The 16,350-nt window shown below is 32.3% G+C and carries 14 protein-coding genes and 2 tRNA genes; all 16 read right to left on the reverse strand.

The genetic code is table 11. The annotated features are described in order from the left end of the window. Nucleotides 1-421: 421 nt before the first annotated feature. The 16 genes from HMPREF2580_RS03995 to HMPREF2580_RS04070 all read right to left on the reverse strand — a co-directional run bounded on the left by HMPREF2580_RS03995 (nucleotide 422) and on the right by HMPREF2580_RS04070 (nucleotide 16,077). Complete coding sequence (locus tag HMPREF2580_RS03995) at nucleotides 422-2,806, reverse strand: AAA family ATPase (protein WP_070830547.1); 2,385 nt, start codon at nucleotides 2,804-2,806, stop codon at nucleotides 422-424. Beyond that, a complete protein-coding gene (locus HMPREF2580_RS04000; RefSeq protein ID WP_070830549.1) occupies nucleotides 2,799-3,512 on the reverse strand; it encodes an ABC-three component system middle component 1 in 714 nt (237 codons plus the stop codon). The genes HMPREF2580_RS03995 and HMPREF2580_RS04000 overlap by 8 nt, the downstream gene beginning before the upstream one ends. Next, nucleotides 3,509-4,888, reverse strand: coding sequence for an ABC-three component system protein (locus HMPREF2580_RS04005; protein WP_070830551.1), 1,380 nt, complete (start codon nucleotides 4,886-4,888; stop codon nucleotides 3,509-3,511). The genes HMPREF2580_RS04000 and HMPREF2580_RS04005 overlap by 4 nt, the downstream gene beginning before the upstream one ends. 57 nt (nucleotides 4,889-4,945) lie before the next feature. After that, on the reverse strand, nucleotides 4,946-5,425 hold the full coding sequence (rlmH, locus tag HMPREF2580_RS04010; protein ID WP_070830553.1) for a 23S rRNA (pseudouridine(1915)-N(3))-methyltransferase RlmH: 480 nt from the start codon (nucleotides 5,423-5,425) through the stop codon (nucleotides 4,946-4,948). A gap of 499 nt (nucleotides 5,426-5,924) precedes the next feature. After that, nucleotides 5,925-6,449, reverse strand: coding sequence for a hypothetical protein (locus HMPREF2580_RS04015; RefSeq protein WP_070830555.1), 525 nt, complete (start codon nucleotides 6,447-6,449; stop codon nucleotides 5,925-5,927). Nucleotides 6,450-6,454: 5 nt separating this feature from the next. After that, nucleotides 6,455-6,955 carry a stage II sporulation protein M gene (locus HMPREF2580_RS04020; protein WP_070830557.1) on the reverse strand — a complete coding sequence of 167 codons (501 nt, stop codon included), beginning with the start codon at nucleotides 6,953-6,955 and terminating at the stop codon, nucleotides 6,455-6,457. Continuing rightward, nucleotides 6,945-7,565 carry an ATP-binding cassette domain-containing protein gene (locus HMPREF2580_RS04025; protein WP_070830559.1) on the reverse strand — a complete coding sequence of 207 codons (621 nt, stop codon included), beginning with the start codon at nucleotides 7,563-7,565 and terminating at the stop codon, nucleotides 6,945-6,947. Before HMPREF2580_RS04025 ends, HMPREF2580_RS04020 begins: the two co-directional genes overlap by 11 nt. After that, nucleotides 7,558-8,892, reverse strand: coding sequence for a hypothetical protein (locus tag HMPREF2580_RS04030; RefSeq protein WP_070830561.1), 1,335 nt, complete (start codon nucleotides 8,890-8,892; stop codon nucleotides 7,558-7,560). Before HMPREF2580_RS04030 ends, HMPREF2580_RS04025 begins: the two co-directional genes overlap by 8 nt. A gap of 24 nt (nucleotides 8,893-8,916) precedes the next feature. Next, nucleotides 8,917-9,198 carry a hypothetical protein gene (locus tag HMPREF2580_RS04035; protein ID WP_083321660.1) on the reverse strand — a complete coding sequence of 94 codons (282 nt, stop codon included), beginning with the start codon at nucleotides 9,196-9,198 and terminating at the stop codon, nucleotides 8,917-8,919. A 249-nt stretch (nucleotides 9,199-9,447) separates the two neighbouring features. Continuing rightward, nucleotides 9,448-10,230, reverse strand: a complete 783-nt coding sequence (locus HMPREF2580_RS04040; RefSeq protein ID WP_002445012.1) for an MBL fold metallo-hydrolase — start codon at nucleotides 10,228-10,230, stop codon at nucleotides 9,448-9,450. Nucleotides 10,231-10,746: 516 nt separating this feature from the next. After that, nucleotides 10,747-11,535 (reverse strand): two-component system regulatory protein YycI, encoded by a 789-nt coding sequence (locus HMPREF2580_RS04045; protein ID WP_070830563.1) that lies wholly within the window; start codon nucleotides 11,533-11,535, stop codon nucleotides 10,747-10,749. After that, a complete protein-coding gene (gene yycH / locus HMPREF2580_RS04050) occupies nucleotides 11,536-12,873 on the reverse strand; it encodes a two-component system activity regulator YycH (protein WP_070830565.1) in 1,338 nt (445 codons plus the stop codon). After that, nucleotides 12,866-14,698: a cell wall metabolism sensor histidine kinase WalK gene (gene walK, locus HMPREF2580_RS04055; RefSeq protein ID WP_002445018.1), complete on the reverse strand. Its 1,833-nt coding sequence runs from the start codon at nucleotides 14,696-14,698 to the stop codon at nucleotides 12,866-12,868. The genes yycH and walK overlap by 8 nt, the downstream gene beginning before the upstream one ends. Before the next feature lie 12 nt (nucleotides 14,699-14,710). After that, nucleotides 14,711-15,412 carry a response regulator YycF gene (yycF, locus tag HMPREF2580_RS04060; protein WP_002434481.1) on the reverse strand — a complete coding sequence of 234 codons (702 nt, stop codon included), beginning with the start codon at nucleotides 15,410-15,412 and terminating at the stop codon, nucleotides 14,711-14,713. 512 nt (nucleotides 15,413-15,924) lie between these two features. Continuing rightward, a tRNA-Asp gene (locus HMPREF2580_RS04065) sits at nucleotides 15,925-15,997 on the reverse strand. Between the two features lie 5 nt (nucleotides 15,998-16,002). After that, a tRNA-Glu gene (locus HMPREF2580_RS04070) sits at nucleotides 16,003-16,077 on the reverse strand. Nucleotides 16,078-16,350 lie beyond the last annotated feature (273 nt).

Raw genomic sequence — 16,350 nt, forward strand, 5'->3', positions numbered from 1 at the left:
TTGAATATAAAAGTAGCAGTAAGAAGATTATAGCTGAAATCCTCTTACTGCTATTATCTTTGGGAACTATGTCCCAAACTCAATTTAGTATAGAGCCCCAAAACTATTCACTATTTAATAATGAATCATCGATTATCCGAGTATAAAATGTATCCACTTTAGTAAACCGTACAATCAAATTTATTTCAACACCTTATTCAAAAATTTGAAATTAGACAGTTTATTTCATTATGAGTTTTTAAACAAGATAAGTACTATACTAATCGCAGGAAAGAGACTCAATATTTTCTGACAGCGAGTCTCTTATTGATATTCAATTCGATTTTTAATATTGAGAATTTAATTAATAAAATACTTATATAGGATTCTCTATTAAAAATGAAATTAAATATTATTTAAAAAGTCAAAAGCCCTTATTTGTTTACTTTGTGTAGAGATTTTGCTTAACGTTAATATTATCAACACTTAATCCATACTTTAAAAATTTATAGCGAATGTATAACGATATATTATCTTCATGAGTAGACATCACTAACTGTCTATCATTAAAATCATTTCTTAGTAATTCTACAAATGATGCCATATTCATTTCATCCATGGTTTGAATCGGATCATCAATTAACAATGCCATAATTCCAGAATTACCGTATACCTTATTTAAAGCAAGTGTAAAAGCAATTACAGTTGATGATAGTTGACCAGAACTAAAAGAATGAACTATGTCATGATCTGTATCCACTGGAGGAATAAAACTAAGTGAATTTATTTCAATTTCACCTGTTAGGGACTCTTTTTTTTCCTCTTTGATAAATACCCCAGTCCCTCGTTGATGACTTTGTATTATCTTACCACTATAGATATAAAATGGTATTTCAATATCGTTCAACATTTTAGCACGATGTGAGTTAATTTTACTATTATACTTTTTTAACATACTATCAATTATTATAATTATATTATCAATTTTTTTGATTTTACTTTCTAACTTTTTTGAGTCCTTAAATTTTTTACTTATCTTAATAAAATATTGCATCTTTATATATTCTTTTTTTTCTTTAATTGCATCAAAAGTTATTTGTTCTAATAAGTCCCAATCATTTTCTAAGTAATCTGAAAATACCCTTTTAAATATAGTAATATTGTCCTTACAAATATCGCTTACTACTACTTTTCTCATTACCAACTCTGATTTTAATGCTTTAACTCTATCATCAATATCGTTTATATATTCTTCATTATAATTTATTAGTTTTTCAATTTGAACACCATTTTTCTCAAACCATTTCTTACTCTCATCAATATCTGATATCACATTTTCATATTCTAATAATTGATTGAAAAACTTAGAGTCAATTTGGTTCACAAATAACCATTCTTCAATTTGCTTAATAATCGTTATGATATAATTTTCATAAAATTCATTAAACATTTCTTCATATTTCTTTGAGTCAGCGCTTAGTGAGTTTTTAAGTAATTCAGTCCTTTCATTTATTTCAAAAGTTAACTCTTCAATACTAGTTTTAGGATCCCCACAGAGCGGGCACTCAGTAGTTTCATGAGAACTAGCAACTTTATAGGATTTATATTGTGTCCCTAGCCTATCTCTTGTTTCAATCATTTTTGTGACTAATGAAGAAATATGATCCGTACTTTCACTATAAGAGTTAATTAACTCTATATTATGTTCAATATATGTCTTACTGAAAGGTAAGTCTATATATTGAAATACCAAACTCCAATCAATTGATTTTCTCGTAAATTCTTTTTCTCGTAATCTTGATAAAATTAAATTAAGTTTCTCTTGACTAGCATATCTACTTTTATATTCTTCAAGATTAACATGAAAATGTCCTAATACTATTATAGCTATTAATTTCTTTTCAGCTTTCATTATCTTTTCAATTTTTTCATTGAATAATTCGTTTTTAAAATCTTTTTTATTACTTACCATAAGTTTTATGATATCTAAGTCATTCATGTATGTTTCCATTACATTTGAATCAAGCGGGAGAATATCTTGTTTATCCCATGCGACATTTATTGTTTTTTCAGAACTTATAAGTGGTTTATATTTGAATATCTTGGTAGTAAAATTCTCATATTTAAAAATTTTCTCAAAATCCTTTTTCTTATGATTATCTCCAAGATTTTCAAGATTTTGCTTTAATATCCCTTTTTGGTAACGGAGTTTACTCTTAATCTTCTCAAGATAACTTTTTTGAGCAATTTCTTCTTCAATATTAAATAGTTTTGAAATCAAGTTCATTCTGTCTTTGTCTGTTTTTTTAAATAAATACGTACTCTCTTCCTGTTCGATATACTGGTATAAATTGAATTTTTCAATCATATCTTTCATGTCAAATATCTGGTCTAATTCATCATTATTTAATCGTTTTCCCTTGGATGTATCTTCAAAACTATTTAATTTATATAAATTATAGTGCACAAAATTATGAGGTTTTTTTTGCATTTTATTCATTGTTTTAGGAGCTGGCATAATACGCTTTAATACTAACGTTGTATTATCCTCTATATCATTGAATTCTATAATAATTTCAGTTGATTTTGATTGATCTTTACTAAATAAATGGTCTTCAAACCCCTTGTTTCCAACAACTATTTTATTCGACTCAACTCGTCTTATGGATCCAGTTAATAATAATTGAACAGCGTCAAAGATTGTTGTTTTACCAAACCCATTAGGGCCATCTAAAACATTAAGATTCGTGCCATTTAATTCAACTATTGCTTCATCGATGGATTTAAAATTTCTTAAATATAGTCTTTTAATCATAAATTTACTCATTTTCATTTACCCCAATTAATTCTAGTATTTTTTTAATTTTTGGATCATCTCCTTCATGTTCTCTTATCTTCAATAATCCTTTTAAAAATTTTCTCTCTTCTTCAGTAAAACTTTCATCAATTTCGGTCATTAATGTGTGTATTTCTTTATTTTGATTAATTATACTTAAATATGGTAGCTTAATAAATAGTTTTGAAACTAAATCATATAAGAGATACTCATCGTAATACTTCTTAGTCTTGAATATCGAGAATTTTTCTGAATCATATAAAATAAAATTTAAGAATTCTAAAATCTTATTTTCGTTGTACCGCCCTAGCTGTTCACTAAAAATGTCTTCTTGCTTATTAGTATATGGAAGAATATATTTTTTAAACATGAAAGGATCTTCTTCTATATCAAAAATAAGGGATTGAATTTCAGTTGAAATACTTATTGACTCCACCTTCAACATTATTAACAACGAAAGGTTTTTATCCCATCCCATTTTAAGTTCACTTTGTTGCGAGTACTCTTTAAACAATTTCTCAATGTATTCATTTAAAGTAGATCTCGAAAACTTTTTTTCGTCTAGAAATAGAACTGTTAAAAAATCAAAAGCAAAATTATCAGTTCGATTTGCTTGAAGTACTTCTTCATTATCGTACGATTGATCCTTAATTGAAAAACCTTTTTCCTCTAATATTTTCTGTAGAATATCTCTCATAATTTAAAGACCTCCTTCGCACTTTCAACATTCATAAACCATATTGGTCTAGGCTCAACTATACTTTCTTTCAACTCAAAATCAGGTATTGTCTCACTGTAATCATCTCCAGGATCAGTAATTTTCCCATCAAAGTATCCTTCTATTTCATTATTAATAAACACTTGTACATCGTATAGTAGTTCAGCTAAATTGTTGTCATCCTTTAATGCTTGATAAATTTTCTTTCCTTGAGTAACAGCCTCATTCTCTCCAGATGTTTCTGCGATAGTAGTAATTAAATAGTATCTATCCTCCTTTTCTAAAACGAATATTTCTTTTAGTCCTTCTTCTTCTAGTGTAAATTGTTCTGCTTGTAAAATTAAAGGGAAGAAAGTTTTATGAACTCCTGCTTTGACAACTAGTTCTCTTAAAGAATATGCTTCTATTTCATTCACATTTATGTTCGTTGTTGGTGAAATTTTTTTGCATAATAATAAAAAATCATTATCATTTTGTTCAAGAATCCATTTCCATTTTTCAGTCCATGCTACAGCCTGAGTTTCGGAATCGATATTCTTTTTTTTACAATATTCATCAAAATAAATTGAAAGAGAGTTTTTTAAAGAACTTGCAGCTGTTTTTATACTAAATCGATATACATATTCCTTTGTAAGAATCTCAAAAATTTTTGAGAAAGGTATTCTAACTTCTGATGTTCCATCACAATGGCCAGTGGCAACTAAGAAACTAATTTCATAAATAAAGTTAAAATATAAGTAGTCTATATTTTCTTTAGTTTTAGTAAATTCAAATCGTAAAAACTCGTTTTTTTCACTCAAAAATAAATTTATTTGTTCTTTTATTCGATCTTCAATTTCGAATCTTTTGATGACACTTTGGTAGTCTTGATCTCTCAACATATTTAATTTCAATTTTTGTCTTGCTTCGTCATATTTTCCTTGTTCAAATAATAAACTACTAAACTCTTGAAACTGGTCTTTTTTCTTTTTTGGGACTATATTTTGAAGTTGAGATTTTAACTCATAATCTCTAGGAAGGTTTATTGAAATTAATGTATGAAGATAACAATAATTAATAGCTGGATATTTAGCTACTTTACCTAATAAATCAAAAATCGGTCTTTTATATTTTGAAAAGGATGGATCGTTCATGTAAGCTTTTACTTGATGAATACTTATTGGGAATCCGTTTCTATTAATACTAAAATCTTCTAAAGATTCTATTTGTAACTCATATTCATCGATATTTTTTATATCAATTTTATTTAATTTCGCTAAAGCATAATATATGGAAACTTGACCTTGATAATCAAAACCACTCCAGATTGGAATCGCTCTATCTATATCTTTTGGATTCACTACATTCTCATTCATTTTTCTAACACTCTCCTCTTAATAATTAAATTAGGTGTTTTATAACAAAAAACCTCATCACTTATGATATGCTTCGCCGCGCATGATTTTGAAGGCACGGTAGATTTGTTCGATTAATACGACGCGCATCATTTGGTGTGGGAAGGTCATTTTGCTGAATGAGAGGGCGTAGTTGCTACGTTGTAAGACGTCTTGATGTAGGCCGTTTGATCCTCCTATGACGAATACAAAGTCACTTTGGCCTTGGGTCATGCGTGTTTGTAGTTCTTTGGCTAGGTCATCTGATGACAACATTTTACCTTGGATTTCTAATGTGATGACTGTGGATTGTGGTTTAATTTTGGCTAGTAGTCGTTGTCCTTCTTTTTCTTTGACTTGTTCTATTTCTTTGTCACTCATATTTTCTGGTGCTTTTTCGTCTGGAACTTCTATGATTTCAACTTTGGTATAAGCCCCTAGTCGTTTTTCATATTCTGCTATGGCTTGTTTCCAATATTTCTCTTTTAGTTTTCCAACTGACAGGATTGTAATTTTCATTTTATCCTCCATGTAAATATGTATGATTTATCCAACTTATCCACAAGTTATTAACTTGTGCACACTATTCCCTCTTATTATAACAATAATATTTATATTGTCTTAACTATTTTTGATATTTATACACATTTTATGCGGAATAATCAGCTATTTTGTGGATAACCCTGTGTATATTGTGGGTATTTCTGTGTGTATTGTACACACCTCTGGATAACTATGGATATTTTAGTGGATAACTTTAAGGTAGTCTTAATTCAATTTTTACAATTAATGTTTATATTATCTTCTTTTTTGACAAACTTGAGTGTGATTTTCCTAATTTTTCACAGATTTTTTCAAAAAAAGAACCTACTAAATATGAGATTTAAGTAGGTCGGGCGTCTTATTTGTACACTAAATAGATTTAATCTATATAATCAAACGTCTTAGACACACACACAATTGCAACTTCACTTTAATGTTTGATTAGTTATGCTTATATTAGGCATATTTATCCTTATCAAGTACCTAAAAATTTAAAAATACTTATTATGATATTTAATATCGCAATGACTAAGAACACTATTAAAATTTTTCTCTTTTCAATAACTGAGAAATACCACAATAATACACTATAAATAAAAGTAGATAATAAAATAGAAAGTGTATTAACCCATATATTTTGAGATACACTCATCCCATGATTAAAAAGTGTTAATAACGCAATGATGATCGAACTCGGAAGTACTGCACCTAAAAATAAAAATAAATTTAAACCGATAGAGAATTTTTCTTTAGACCCTAAAACACCTACAATAATCTTGTAAATTAAAGACTGAAAAATAATAAGAATTAATGCAAAAACTATAGTTACTATATTTAGCCAGAATAAAGTGACGTCAGCTTTCATATTCATATTATTTGGCATATCCTGTATTTGTTTCTCTAATATAGATCTAGAAGATATTTGAACGGTAATTGTATAAATAATAAAGAATAAAATCATTAAAATAATCTGATATTTGGTTAACTTAAGCTTATTCATCGCATTTATCCTTTCAGTATAAAATAAATTTCTAGCCCTTCTATAACTGCAGCTAAAATATAAATCGGAATTAAAAAATAGAAAATCTTTTTAAAAATGCTTTTTACTGCTATTTTTTCTATTTTGATTAACCTATGAAAATTAATTCTGAATTGTCGTGAAATAAAAATAACCAGGGTCCACCCTATTAATTCAAAAGGGATATGCACTGTAGATAAACATATATATTCTAAACTCGTTGATTTTATGATACTTCCAAGTATGATTCCAAGATAAAAACTATTAATCATCAAAACTGGAATGGCAATCACATCTGTTAAAACAATGAGTAAAAGTGCAATTAATATATTATGTAAAAATATTTCAAAAATACTTTTGTGTTCAACTTTAGGCGTACCATTTGGTAATTCAATTGAGTAGCAAAATGCTATGGAAATAAGTAACGGAATGATGATTACTAATAAGTATAGACATAACAGCTTTATGACTTTAGCATTATTTTTCATAATATTTTTCTTTCTCAAAGATTTGATTATCATAAATATATAGTCGCTGATCTACCGCTAGTTCTAAATCATTATGTGATATATACATAATTGTGCGATTATACTTTCTTGATAAATCAAACAAAACTTCCTTAAATATACTTTTTGATTCTTTATCTAGCGCATTGAATGGTTCATCAAGAAGCGTAATGGCATTTTTATTTATGAATGAAATCATAATATTTAACTTTTGCTTTTCTCCTAAAGACATATTTTTATATCGATTTTTTAATACGAATTCTATATTCATATCTTTAAAAATATCAATATAGGTATCTATTTCTTGTTCCTCTCTACGATTAAGTTTAAAAAACAACCGTATTAACTCATTACCAGTCAGTTCATCAAAAGGTATCAATTCAGTTGTGATAAATTCAAAACCAATGTTAGGTGTGACGGATAATTCACCTTTCAAATTATGTGACAGTATATGAAATAAAGTTGTTTTACCAATTCCATTAGCACCTTCAATTCGATTAATTGTCCCTTTATTAATTGAAAACTGTGCATCTTTAAAAATTAATTTATCAGGATAGCGAAAATTTAATTGTGAAATATCGATTTCATTCATTAAAGTTCTCCTCTATTCTTCTTTTAAAATTTTCTTTTCCTTCTCTTTTTAGTAAAGATGTCAACCCAAATAAAAGTAAATAGGTAACAATAAGTACAAGAGTTATTTTAATATTTCTTATATTTAAGTTAACGACTGATGTTAATAATAAAATACTAATCCCAATAAAACAGACGTAAGGTAACTGCTTGTTGGTATGTTGTCTTAAATTCTCTCTTTGAGACACAGATAGAAATTTGAAACTATAATATGTAAAGGCATTGTCTATATACCATAACAAAAGCATTAATGGAATTAACCACCAACACCACACGTTATAGATAAATATGGACTCTACAAATATCAGACTAGTGATACTAAGAATTACTATTAAATTGTTACGCTCTAAGACATGAATTAAAATATAACTATTGTTTTTGAGCTTAAACACGTACTTAACGAAATTTGCATACCAATCTAAATTAATTAAAATTGGATTTTTTATTTGAGTAATGATAATTAACAACACAGTTACGATATTAATGTATCCAATCAATTGTATATCCGTGAATGGTATTGAAAAAATTCTTGGTATAACCATTGCTAAATATTGTAATACCACTGCCATTATTGGTATGTCTATCAGCTTAAAATGGCGTGATTTTGTGATGCTTTTTAGTACCATTAACTGAGCATTTCTATCTTTTTCAACGGTAACCTTCTTATAAATAGAATTATAAATATAAGCAATAGCGATAATGACCATACTACCAATTAAAATATGTGACTCAATATTTACATTAGTGATAATTACAAGTTGATAAAGTAGTATTATTATTGACAAAAGATATAAGAAGACTTTAAGTTCTTTAATATTTGTCCACACTGTGATTATCGCTATCAACATTATCGCTAATGTGTATATGATATTGAGCAATTTAATTGATATGACTATTATTATTAACATAGTTATTACATATTCTTGACCAAATACCACTTTATATAGAAATTGATATTTAAACTCTAAATTTTTAAAGTATTTATAAATATTTATTCTAGATAATACCAATAGAATCTCTGTTATAACGATATAAAAGATTGATGCTAATGCGATATAGATATTCTTTAGTAATGTATTGTCAAAAAAAGTATATACCAAGTATTCGATATTGATATGAGTTGTGATAATAAATAATAAAGTAGCTAAAATTGTAATATAGTTTAAAAATAGCCCTATTTTTACTAAAATTAAAGAGAAGGGCTCAAGTTCACTAAAATATCTTTTTAAGTACATTCTTAATTTATTATCTTTTTGACGAATATATTGAATAATTAAGTACTTTAGCACTTGAGCCTCTCCTTTAAGACAGATTTACCACTTCACAAATTGCTTTAACGCCATTCTTTTCACAGCTGCCCAAATTGTATAAGCACCAATACTTGCTAATCCAAATGATGCTACGATGCTTGCGGCAGTGGCTCCCCAACCAATGACATTTAATGCATAATACACAGAAGTTGCAGTTGCGGCATTAAGTCCCATTGCAGTTGCGGCATTAAACAAAGGTCCAATTAACAATACTGCTAATGCTGAAATTGCAATAAAGGCAGCAATTTTTAATTCTTCTCTTTGAATCATAGCCTTGTCGAACATGGAAAACCCTCCTTTTTTTATTAGATAGTATCACTACTATCTATAAATACAATATATTTATTTTTAAATTAAAAGTCAACTTTCTATTTTATATTTACAAACTCTAAATAACTTTTTAGGTTTAAATTTACATTTTAATTTTTGTTTAATAATACTAATAATTACTTATATTTCCATAAGATTCTTTTACAAAAAAGAACCTACTTAAATCTCATATTTAAGTAGGTCGGGTGTCTTACTGTTATTTAATTATAGCGTATAAATTGGTGTAGCTTGAGCTTTATCCGTATCGCAAAGAAGTACTTCTTTCTCAGTATCAATATCATGTTCATTCAACACTTGGCCTACACTCATACGAGCGAGGTCTTTCATGTTGTTATCTTGAGATAAGTGAGAAAGGTAAATGCGCTTCGTGTTACCTGTGATAACATCTGTCATTGCAAGACCAGCATCTTCGTTGGAAACGTGCCCCATATCACTGAGGATACGTTGCTTTGTCTTCCAAGGATAACGACACATGCGTAACATATCGACATCGTGATTACTTTCGAACATGAATGCATCGCTGCCACGAATCATACCTTTCATACGGTCTGACACGTAGCCTGTGTCTGTCAGCATCGTGAATTTCTTATAGTTGTTGTTAAAGATATAGAATTGTGGGTCAATCGCGTCGTGTGAAACATTAAATGACTCGATATCGAATCCAGCAATAGATTTCGTTTCATATGGGTTGAATATGAACTTTTGATCCATTGGGATACGACTGTCTTTCTTTTCAATGGCTTTCCACGTGTTCTCATTCGCATAAATTGGAAGGTTATATTTACGCGCGAGAACGCCAAGTCCTTTGATGTGATCGATGTGTTCATGTGTGACTAAGATACCGTTAAGATCCTTGATATTTCTATCAATTTGACTGAATAGCTCTTCCATTTTCTTGCCGGTTAGGCCTACGTCTACGAGCAGGCTACCTTTCTCACTTTCTACGTAAGTGGCGTTACCTGTACTACCACTTGCTAATACACTCATACGTATCAAGCGGCTTCATCCTTTCTAATATGTACAATCTTTATTTGTTTGAGAATTGTTAGGGTGTGATGTGGATATGACGTGCGTTTGGATGTTGTTGCATTTAGTGTTAGTATTCTGGGTTGAGTTTTTAACGTATTGCACGTGAATGTGAGTCATAATTGAGATTTCGAGGTGTGTTGATTCTAATTATTTAATCTCGAAACGAAACGTTCTCTAAAATTCCTTTATATTATACTATACCAATTTTAGCAGGTGTGTGCCAATTGTCAGTTTATGAATAGTTAGTGACGTAGAATATTAATATCTGCCCGCTTCGTAATTGCATAAAGAAACGACCACTCTGCTTCGGTGAGTGGTCGTTTTGTGTGTTGTAGTATAAAAACGTTGCTGGAATGATGGACGGGCTACGAAAAGCAGGTCGTTCGACAATAATACGCATCGCGCTAAAATTTGAGGAACAATTTTCGCTTGATGCTAGTTATTGCTCGCGACCTAAGCGCTTTTCTTCGCACCTTAATTTATAACTTTTGGGTTTTGGTCGGTGGCTTCGACGTAGTAGGTTTCTATGTTGTCTTTGCCTTGGTGTTTGACTTTGATTTCCCAGTTTGGTTGTAGTAGTTGTACGTTTGTTTCTTTTACGACTGAGTAGTAGCCTAGGCGTGCGTCGATGACTTGGTCATGTTGTTTTAAGTATCTGTTGTAGTAGAGTGCTTCGACGGCTTTCCGTGGGCTGATGACTTGTTTCTTCGAGCTGTTTGAACCTTCTGCCATATGGATGTTATTCATGGCTGTTTGTTTATAGCTGGTTGCCTTTCCATTATTTAAATTAAAGGTTAAACGCGCTTTACTATTGTTCATAATTGGATAACCTTCGAAGGTTTGTTCATAAGTCATGTTGTCTGAACTTAAGTCACTGAGTTGATATTCTTTACCGTTATAAACGTTACGCGCTATGAAATCTTTAATGTCTTGAAGGTTCTTGTCGCTGACTTTCACTGTCTTGTCTATGTCGCCTTCAAGTGTCTTGTCTGAATCTGAGGTACTCAGGCTTGAATGCTCTTTTGCATAGCTTGAGAAGTCCTTAGAACGTGCTGTGATTTGTGCGAGTTTGGTGTCTTTCACGCTCTTATTCAGCACGTCTTCAGGCACTTTAATTTCCTCTTGCTGAAAATTAACATGATTACTACTCTCAGCGTCGTTAATCTGTGCTTTATTGACTTTATCGATGTAAATCATGACGAGCAAGATGTTGACGAGAATAAATACGAAAATGAATAGCGTCTTAGTGCGTTTCCAGTTCATTTATTCTAGCCTCCCATCTTTATAGGCATACCAATTGCCGTCGTATTCAACGTACCATTGTGGTGTAAATTCACTGTTGCGTTGAACTTCAATATCATCTTTATCTGGTTTGTCATCCATTTCATAGCCGACTGCGAGGTTGGTTACCTTTTCAAAGTCAATATTACTATCATTCGCAAGTGCTGAACGCACGGATTCGGCTGTAGGTAGGTTCTTAGATTCTTCACTGTTCAATTGAACGCTGCTCTTAAGTAATGAACGTTGGTAATCGAAGACACCTTTCTTGCCCCAAGTGACTTGAATTTCGTTTAAATTCTGAGTATTGAAGGTTGGATAACCATTTAAGAAACGTTGATATGTGAGTTTACCGTTCTTATTATCTGTGTTGAATAGACGGAAGTCTTCATTAAGGAAGCCTCCATGACCATTGATAAATTCAAACGTACCTGGAATGGTTTCTTCCATGTTACTTGAGCTTTTCGCGTCTTCGGATAAGTTTTTATAATGGTACATTTCACTCTTACCGTCATAGTTCGCGACGCCGGTATTGTTGTTGTAAGTTGTTGCACCGCTTTGTGAGCTTCGAACGATAGTTGAATCATCGAAGAGGATGGAGTTCATTCTTTCGACGTTCATTGTTGAGAAGACCATGCGATATGACTTCAAGCCTTTAGGTTTGCTTGGTGCAAATACATGTGTTGCTTTGTCGATTGTATCTTTGTTGGTGATGATTTCTGTATATGGTTGCATGTTTGATTTAATACTTTTTAAGGCGCTATCAATGTTTTTACCTTGTGCTGATGTTTTAAGTTTCACGACTTCGTGTCGGTCTTTACTAATCGCGTAGAGCACGACGTGATTGTCGTTGTCTTGGTCTACGAGTAATCGATTGAAGTTGAAGTGATTTGGTACTTTGGCATCGATATTTAGTACTTGGCTTAAGTATGTTGTTAATGGTAAGTCATATGTGAAATCGAGCACGACGAAATCATTGCTTAATTCAGGTATGACGAGGTTATGATCGCGATGTGTATGTGAAACCGTTTTGACTTCTTGGTTCTTCAACGGTTCGATTATGCTATCTAATGCATCGCCCGTTGATACTGTTCCTTGTGGTTTATCATCCTTAGCGTGAATGATTTGGAATGGTGTGATGGTGCCATCCATTTTTGCTGTCATTGGTTTACTGAGTGGTTTGGGTTCATTACTTTTACTATTTTCTGAACTAGCGACATTATTGAGGTCTGGCGTAAAGTTCCAGACCATATATGTCAACACGATACTCATGAGTACAAGTAAGCCTAGGATAATCGATTTGATATGTTCTTTACTATTCATCCCAATCACCGTCTTCAATGATTTCGCAAGGAAGTGTGATGAAGATAGACGTTCCTTGTCCTTCTACGCTGTTTGCCCAGATACGTCCATTGTGTGCTTCGACAATTTCTTTAGAAATCGCTAGACCTAGTCCTGTACCACCCATCTTACGTGTACGTGCTTTGTCAACACGGTAGAATCTATCAAAGATTTTATCTACTTTATTAATTGGAATTCCGATACCATTATCTTTTATACGAATGGTCATTCTATTGTAAAGTGCATTTTGTTTCACATGAAACTCGACACGTTTATCGCCACGTGAATATTTCATTGCGTTGGTAATAACGTTGTCGAATACTTGTGTCATCTTATCTGGATCGATTTCCGCAAAGATGGTTTGTTGCGGAATTTCACGCACGAATGTTGTATCTTTAGCTGCCATTTCATGTCGATTAATAATTTTATTAATGAACATGTTAAAGTCGATGATTTCTTTCGTGATTTGATCTGACTCGTTGTCCATTTTCGATAATTGAAGTAGGTCGTTAACGAGTCGAATCATACGTTCTGTTTCTTCACGAGTTACGGATAGGAATTGTGGTGCGAGGCTTTCATCTTGCCAAGCGCCTCCTTCGAGTGCTTCGATATAGCTGTTCATTGATGTTAATGGTGTACGTAATTCGTGTGAAACGTTGGCTACGAATTCACGACGTTCGCGTTCGACTTGTTGTTGTTCTGTTACGTCATGTAACACGGCAATGTAACCTGTGACGAATCCTGTTTCTTGAACGATGGTACTAAATTTAACACGTACGATAATACCTTCTTCTTCGTTAATGTCTAAGAGGAAGGAATCGTTATTTTCTTGGATTTCGTCTAATGAGAATTCATTTTCAAGGTTGAGAAGGCCAAGCATGTAATAACCGATGACGTCTTCTTTTGCGAGACCGAGCATCTTGAGTGCCATGTCGTTGGCAATACGTACACGACCACGGCGGTCTGTCGCTAGGATACCGTCACTCATATGTGTGATAACTGAGTCGAGTCGCCGTTTCTCACTTTCAGTATTGGCTTGTGCTTCTTGAACACGTTTGGATAGGTTGTTGAAGGCGAGTGCAAGCTCACCGATTTCGTCGTTACCGTATATCTTAACGCGTTGGGTGTAGTTACCCTTAGACATCTCGACGGTTTGGTTACGCATGTCGGTAATTGGTTTGGTAATCGTTCGGGCGATGAAGAAACCGAGGATGACTGTGATGAATAACGATATCGCAGTACCGACGATAAAGATTTGATTGATATTGTTCAGTTGGTTATAAACGTCGTTGATTTTCGATTCTATGTAAATATCACCGATTGTTTGTTTATCGACTTTTACTGGTATGTTGTAAACCCAGACACGTTCTTTACCACTGCCATAGTCTTTGAGAACCATGTGATTATTGGTTTCGCCTAGAGAAAGTGCCTTTTGGACGGAGCTGTCGTTCGCTTTTTGGTTAATTAGACCGCGGTTAGACTGCTTGGTTGTTGCCATGATGATTTGGTCTTTATCTATAAAGCGAATTTCTCCGATTTCTTGACGGTTGGCATATTCACTCAAAAGGTTTTGGATATCCTTCTGAGCGTTTACCGTACCTTTGTCATTATCGTTGTAAACTTTCTCTATGTTTACATCTAACTGCTTCGCGTATTGTGTTATGTTCTTTTTAAAGTTATCGAGTAATTCTTTTTCTAAACTATTAGTAAAGTACAAACCGATGATTTGCATACCAATAATAATCAGTAATACATAAACAATAACGAGTTTAGTGTGAAGGGATTGTAATTGTTTAAGCCACTTCATGAGATGTTGCCTCTAATCATGTTGTTGGAGGAAGTATCCAACGCCTCTACGTGTCACAATATATTCTGGGTGCGATGGATCGTCTTCAATTTTCTCACGTAGACGACGGATGGTTACGTCGACAGTACGCACATCACCGAAATAGTCATAACCCCACACTGTTTGTAATAAATGTTCACGTGTCATTACTTGACCCATATGTTTAGAAAGATAGTGGAATAATTCAAATTCACGATGAGTTAATTCGATATCTTCACCGCGTTTTTTAATTGAGTATGCATCTGGGTAGATGACAATATCTTTAATTGTAATTTCGTTTGTCGCGCCACTCACTTCTTGTGCTGGTTGTGAATAATGACGGCGCAAGTTTGCTTTCACACGTGCGATGAGTTCACGCGTGCTGAAAGGTTTTGTTACATAATCGTCTGCACCTAATTCGAGACCTAACACTTTATCAATTTCTGAGTCTTTCGCTGTTAACATGATGATAGGCATTTCGAATTTTTTACGGACTTCACGGCAGACTTCCATGCCGTCTCTGCCTGGTAACATGATGTCTAATAATACGATGTCTGGTTCTTCTTCGTAGATTAAATCTACTGCATCGTTACCATCGTAAGCGCAGAATACTTCGTACCCTTCTTTTTTCAAATTAAATTCTAAAATATCAGCAATTGGTTTTTCATCATCGACTACAACAACTTTTCTAGCCATATACTTTAAACCTCTTTTCTCAAAGTGTAATTCTTCCGTTCGTTTAATTATGTGAAGGCTATATTTTTCTAGTTTGAACCTTGTGAAAGGTGATTTACTCTGTATATATAGCGCATAGTTATCTAATATATAATTTACCATTTATGAACGGTTAATTCTATTTTAGTATTAAAAATTATAGAATAATATTATTTATAAGTTTACCACCGAAATACTGTTTCACAAAATATGTTGAACACTTGCAAATAGCTTAAAACGTTTATATATCAGTATTCTCATTATTTTGTAATATAAATAATTGGTGTAAAACGTATGGTTACGCGATTTTTCTTCTGAAAATATGACCAAATAGGACAAATGTTAAGTTTTTGTTGCAGCGTCATAGCGTTGTAAAGGGAGTAAATTTGTGTACGCTGAGGTCGTAACTGTTGGATGTGATTGTGGTTGATTGTAATAGGAAATTTGTGGATATGCAAGCATAAAAAAATGCCTACCCTATTGGGTAGGCAATACGGTCCCGACGGGAATCGAACCCGCGATCTCCTGCGTGACAGGCAGGCGTGTTAACCGCTACACTACGGGACCTATCATGGTGACTCCTACGGGACTCGAACCCGTGTTACCGCCGTGAAAGGGCGGTGTCTTAACCGCTTGACCAAGGAGCCGTTCTTAAGCACAAGATAGATTATAGCATAGCTAATCTTTTGATGACAAGCTATTTTTTACATAAATTTAACAATATTTTTTGTAGGTTAATAAAGGAGAAATATTGCTATAAAAGTGTTGAGCGTATAGTGTGAATTGTAATGATATTTGGTGCTGAACTATTTTCTTCTATATATATAACGTAAAAGACCGACTCGCTTTAATAAGACGAATCGGTCTTTTGAGGAGCAGAGACCTTTAACGTTTATGCTCTGGGAAACCGATTAACGGCG

This window comes from Staphylococcus sp. HMSC036D05, assembly GCF_001836225.1.
In the GTDB taxonomy this organism is placed as follows: Bacteria; Bacillota; Bacilli; order Staphylococcales; family Staphylococcaceae; genus Staphylococcus; species Staphylococcus caprae.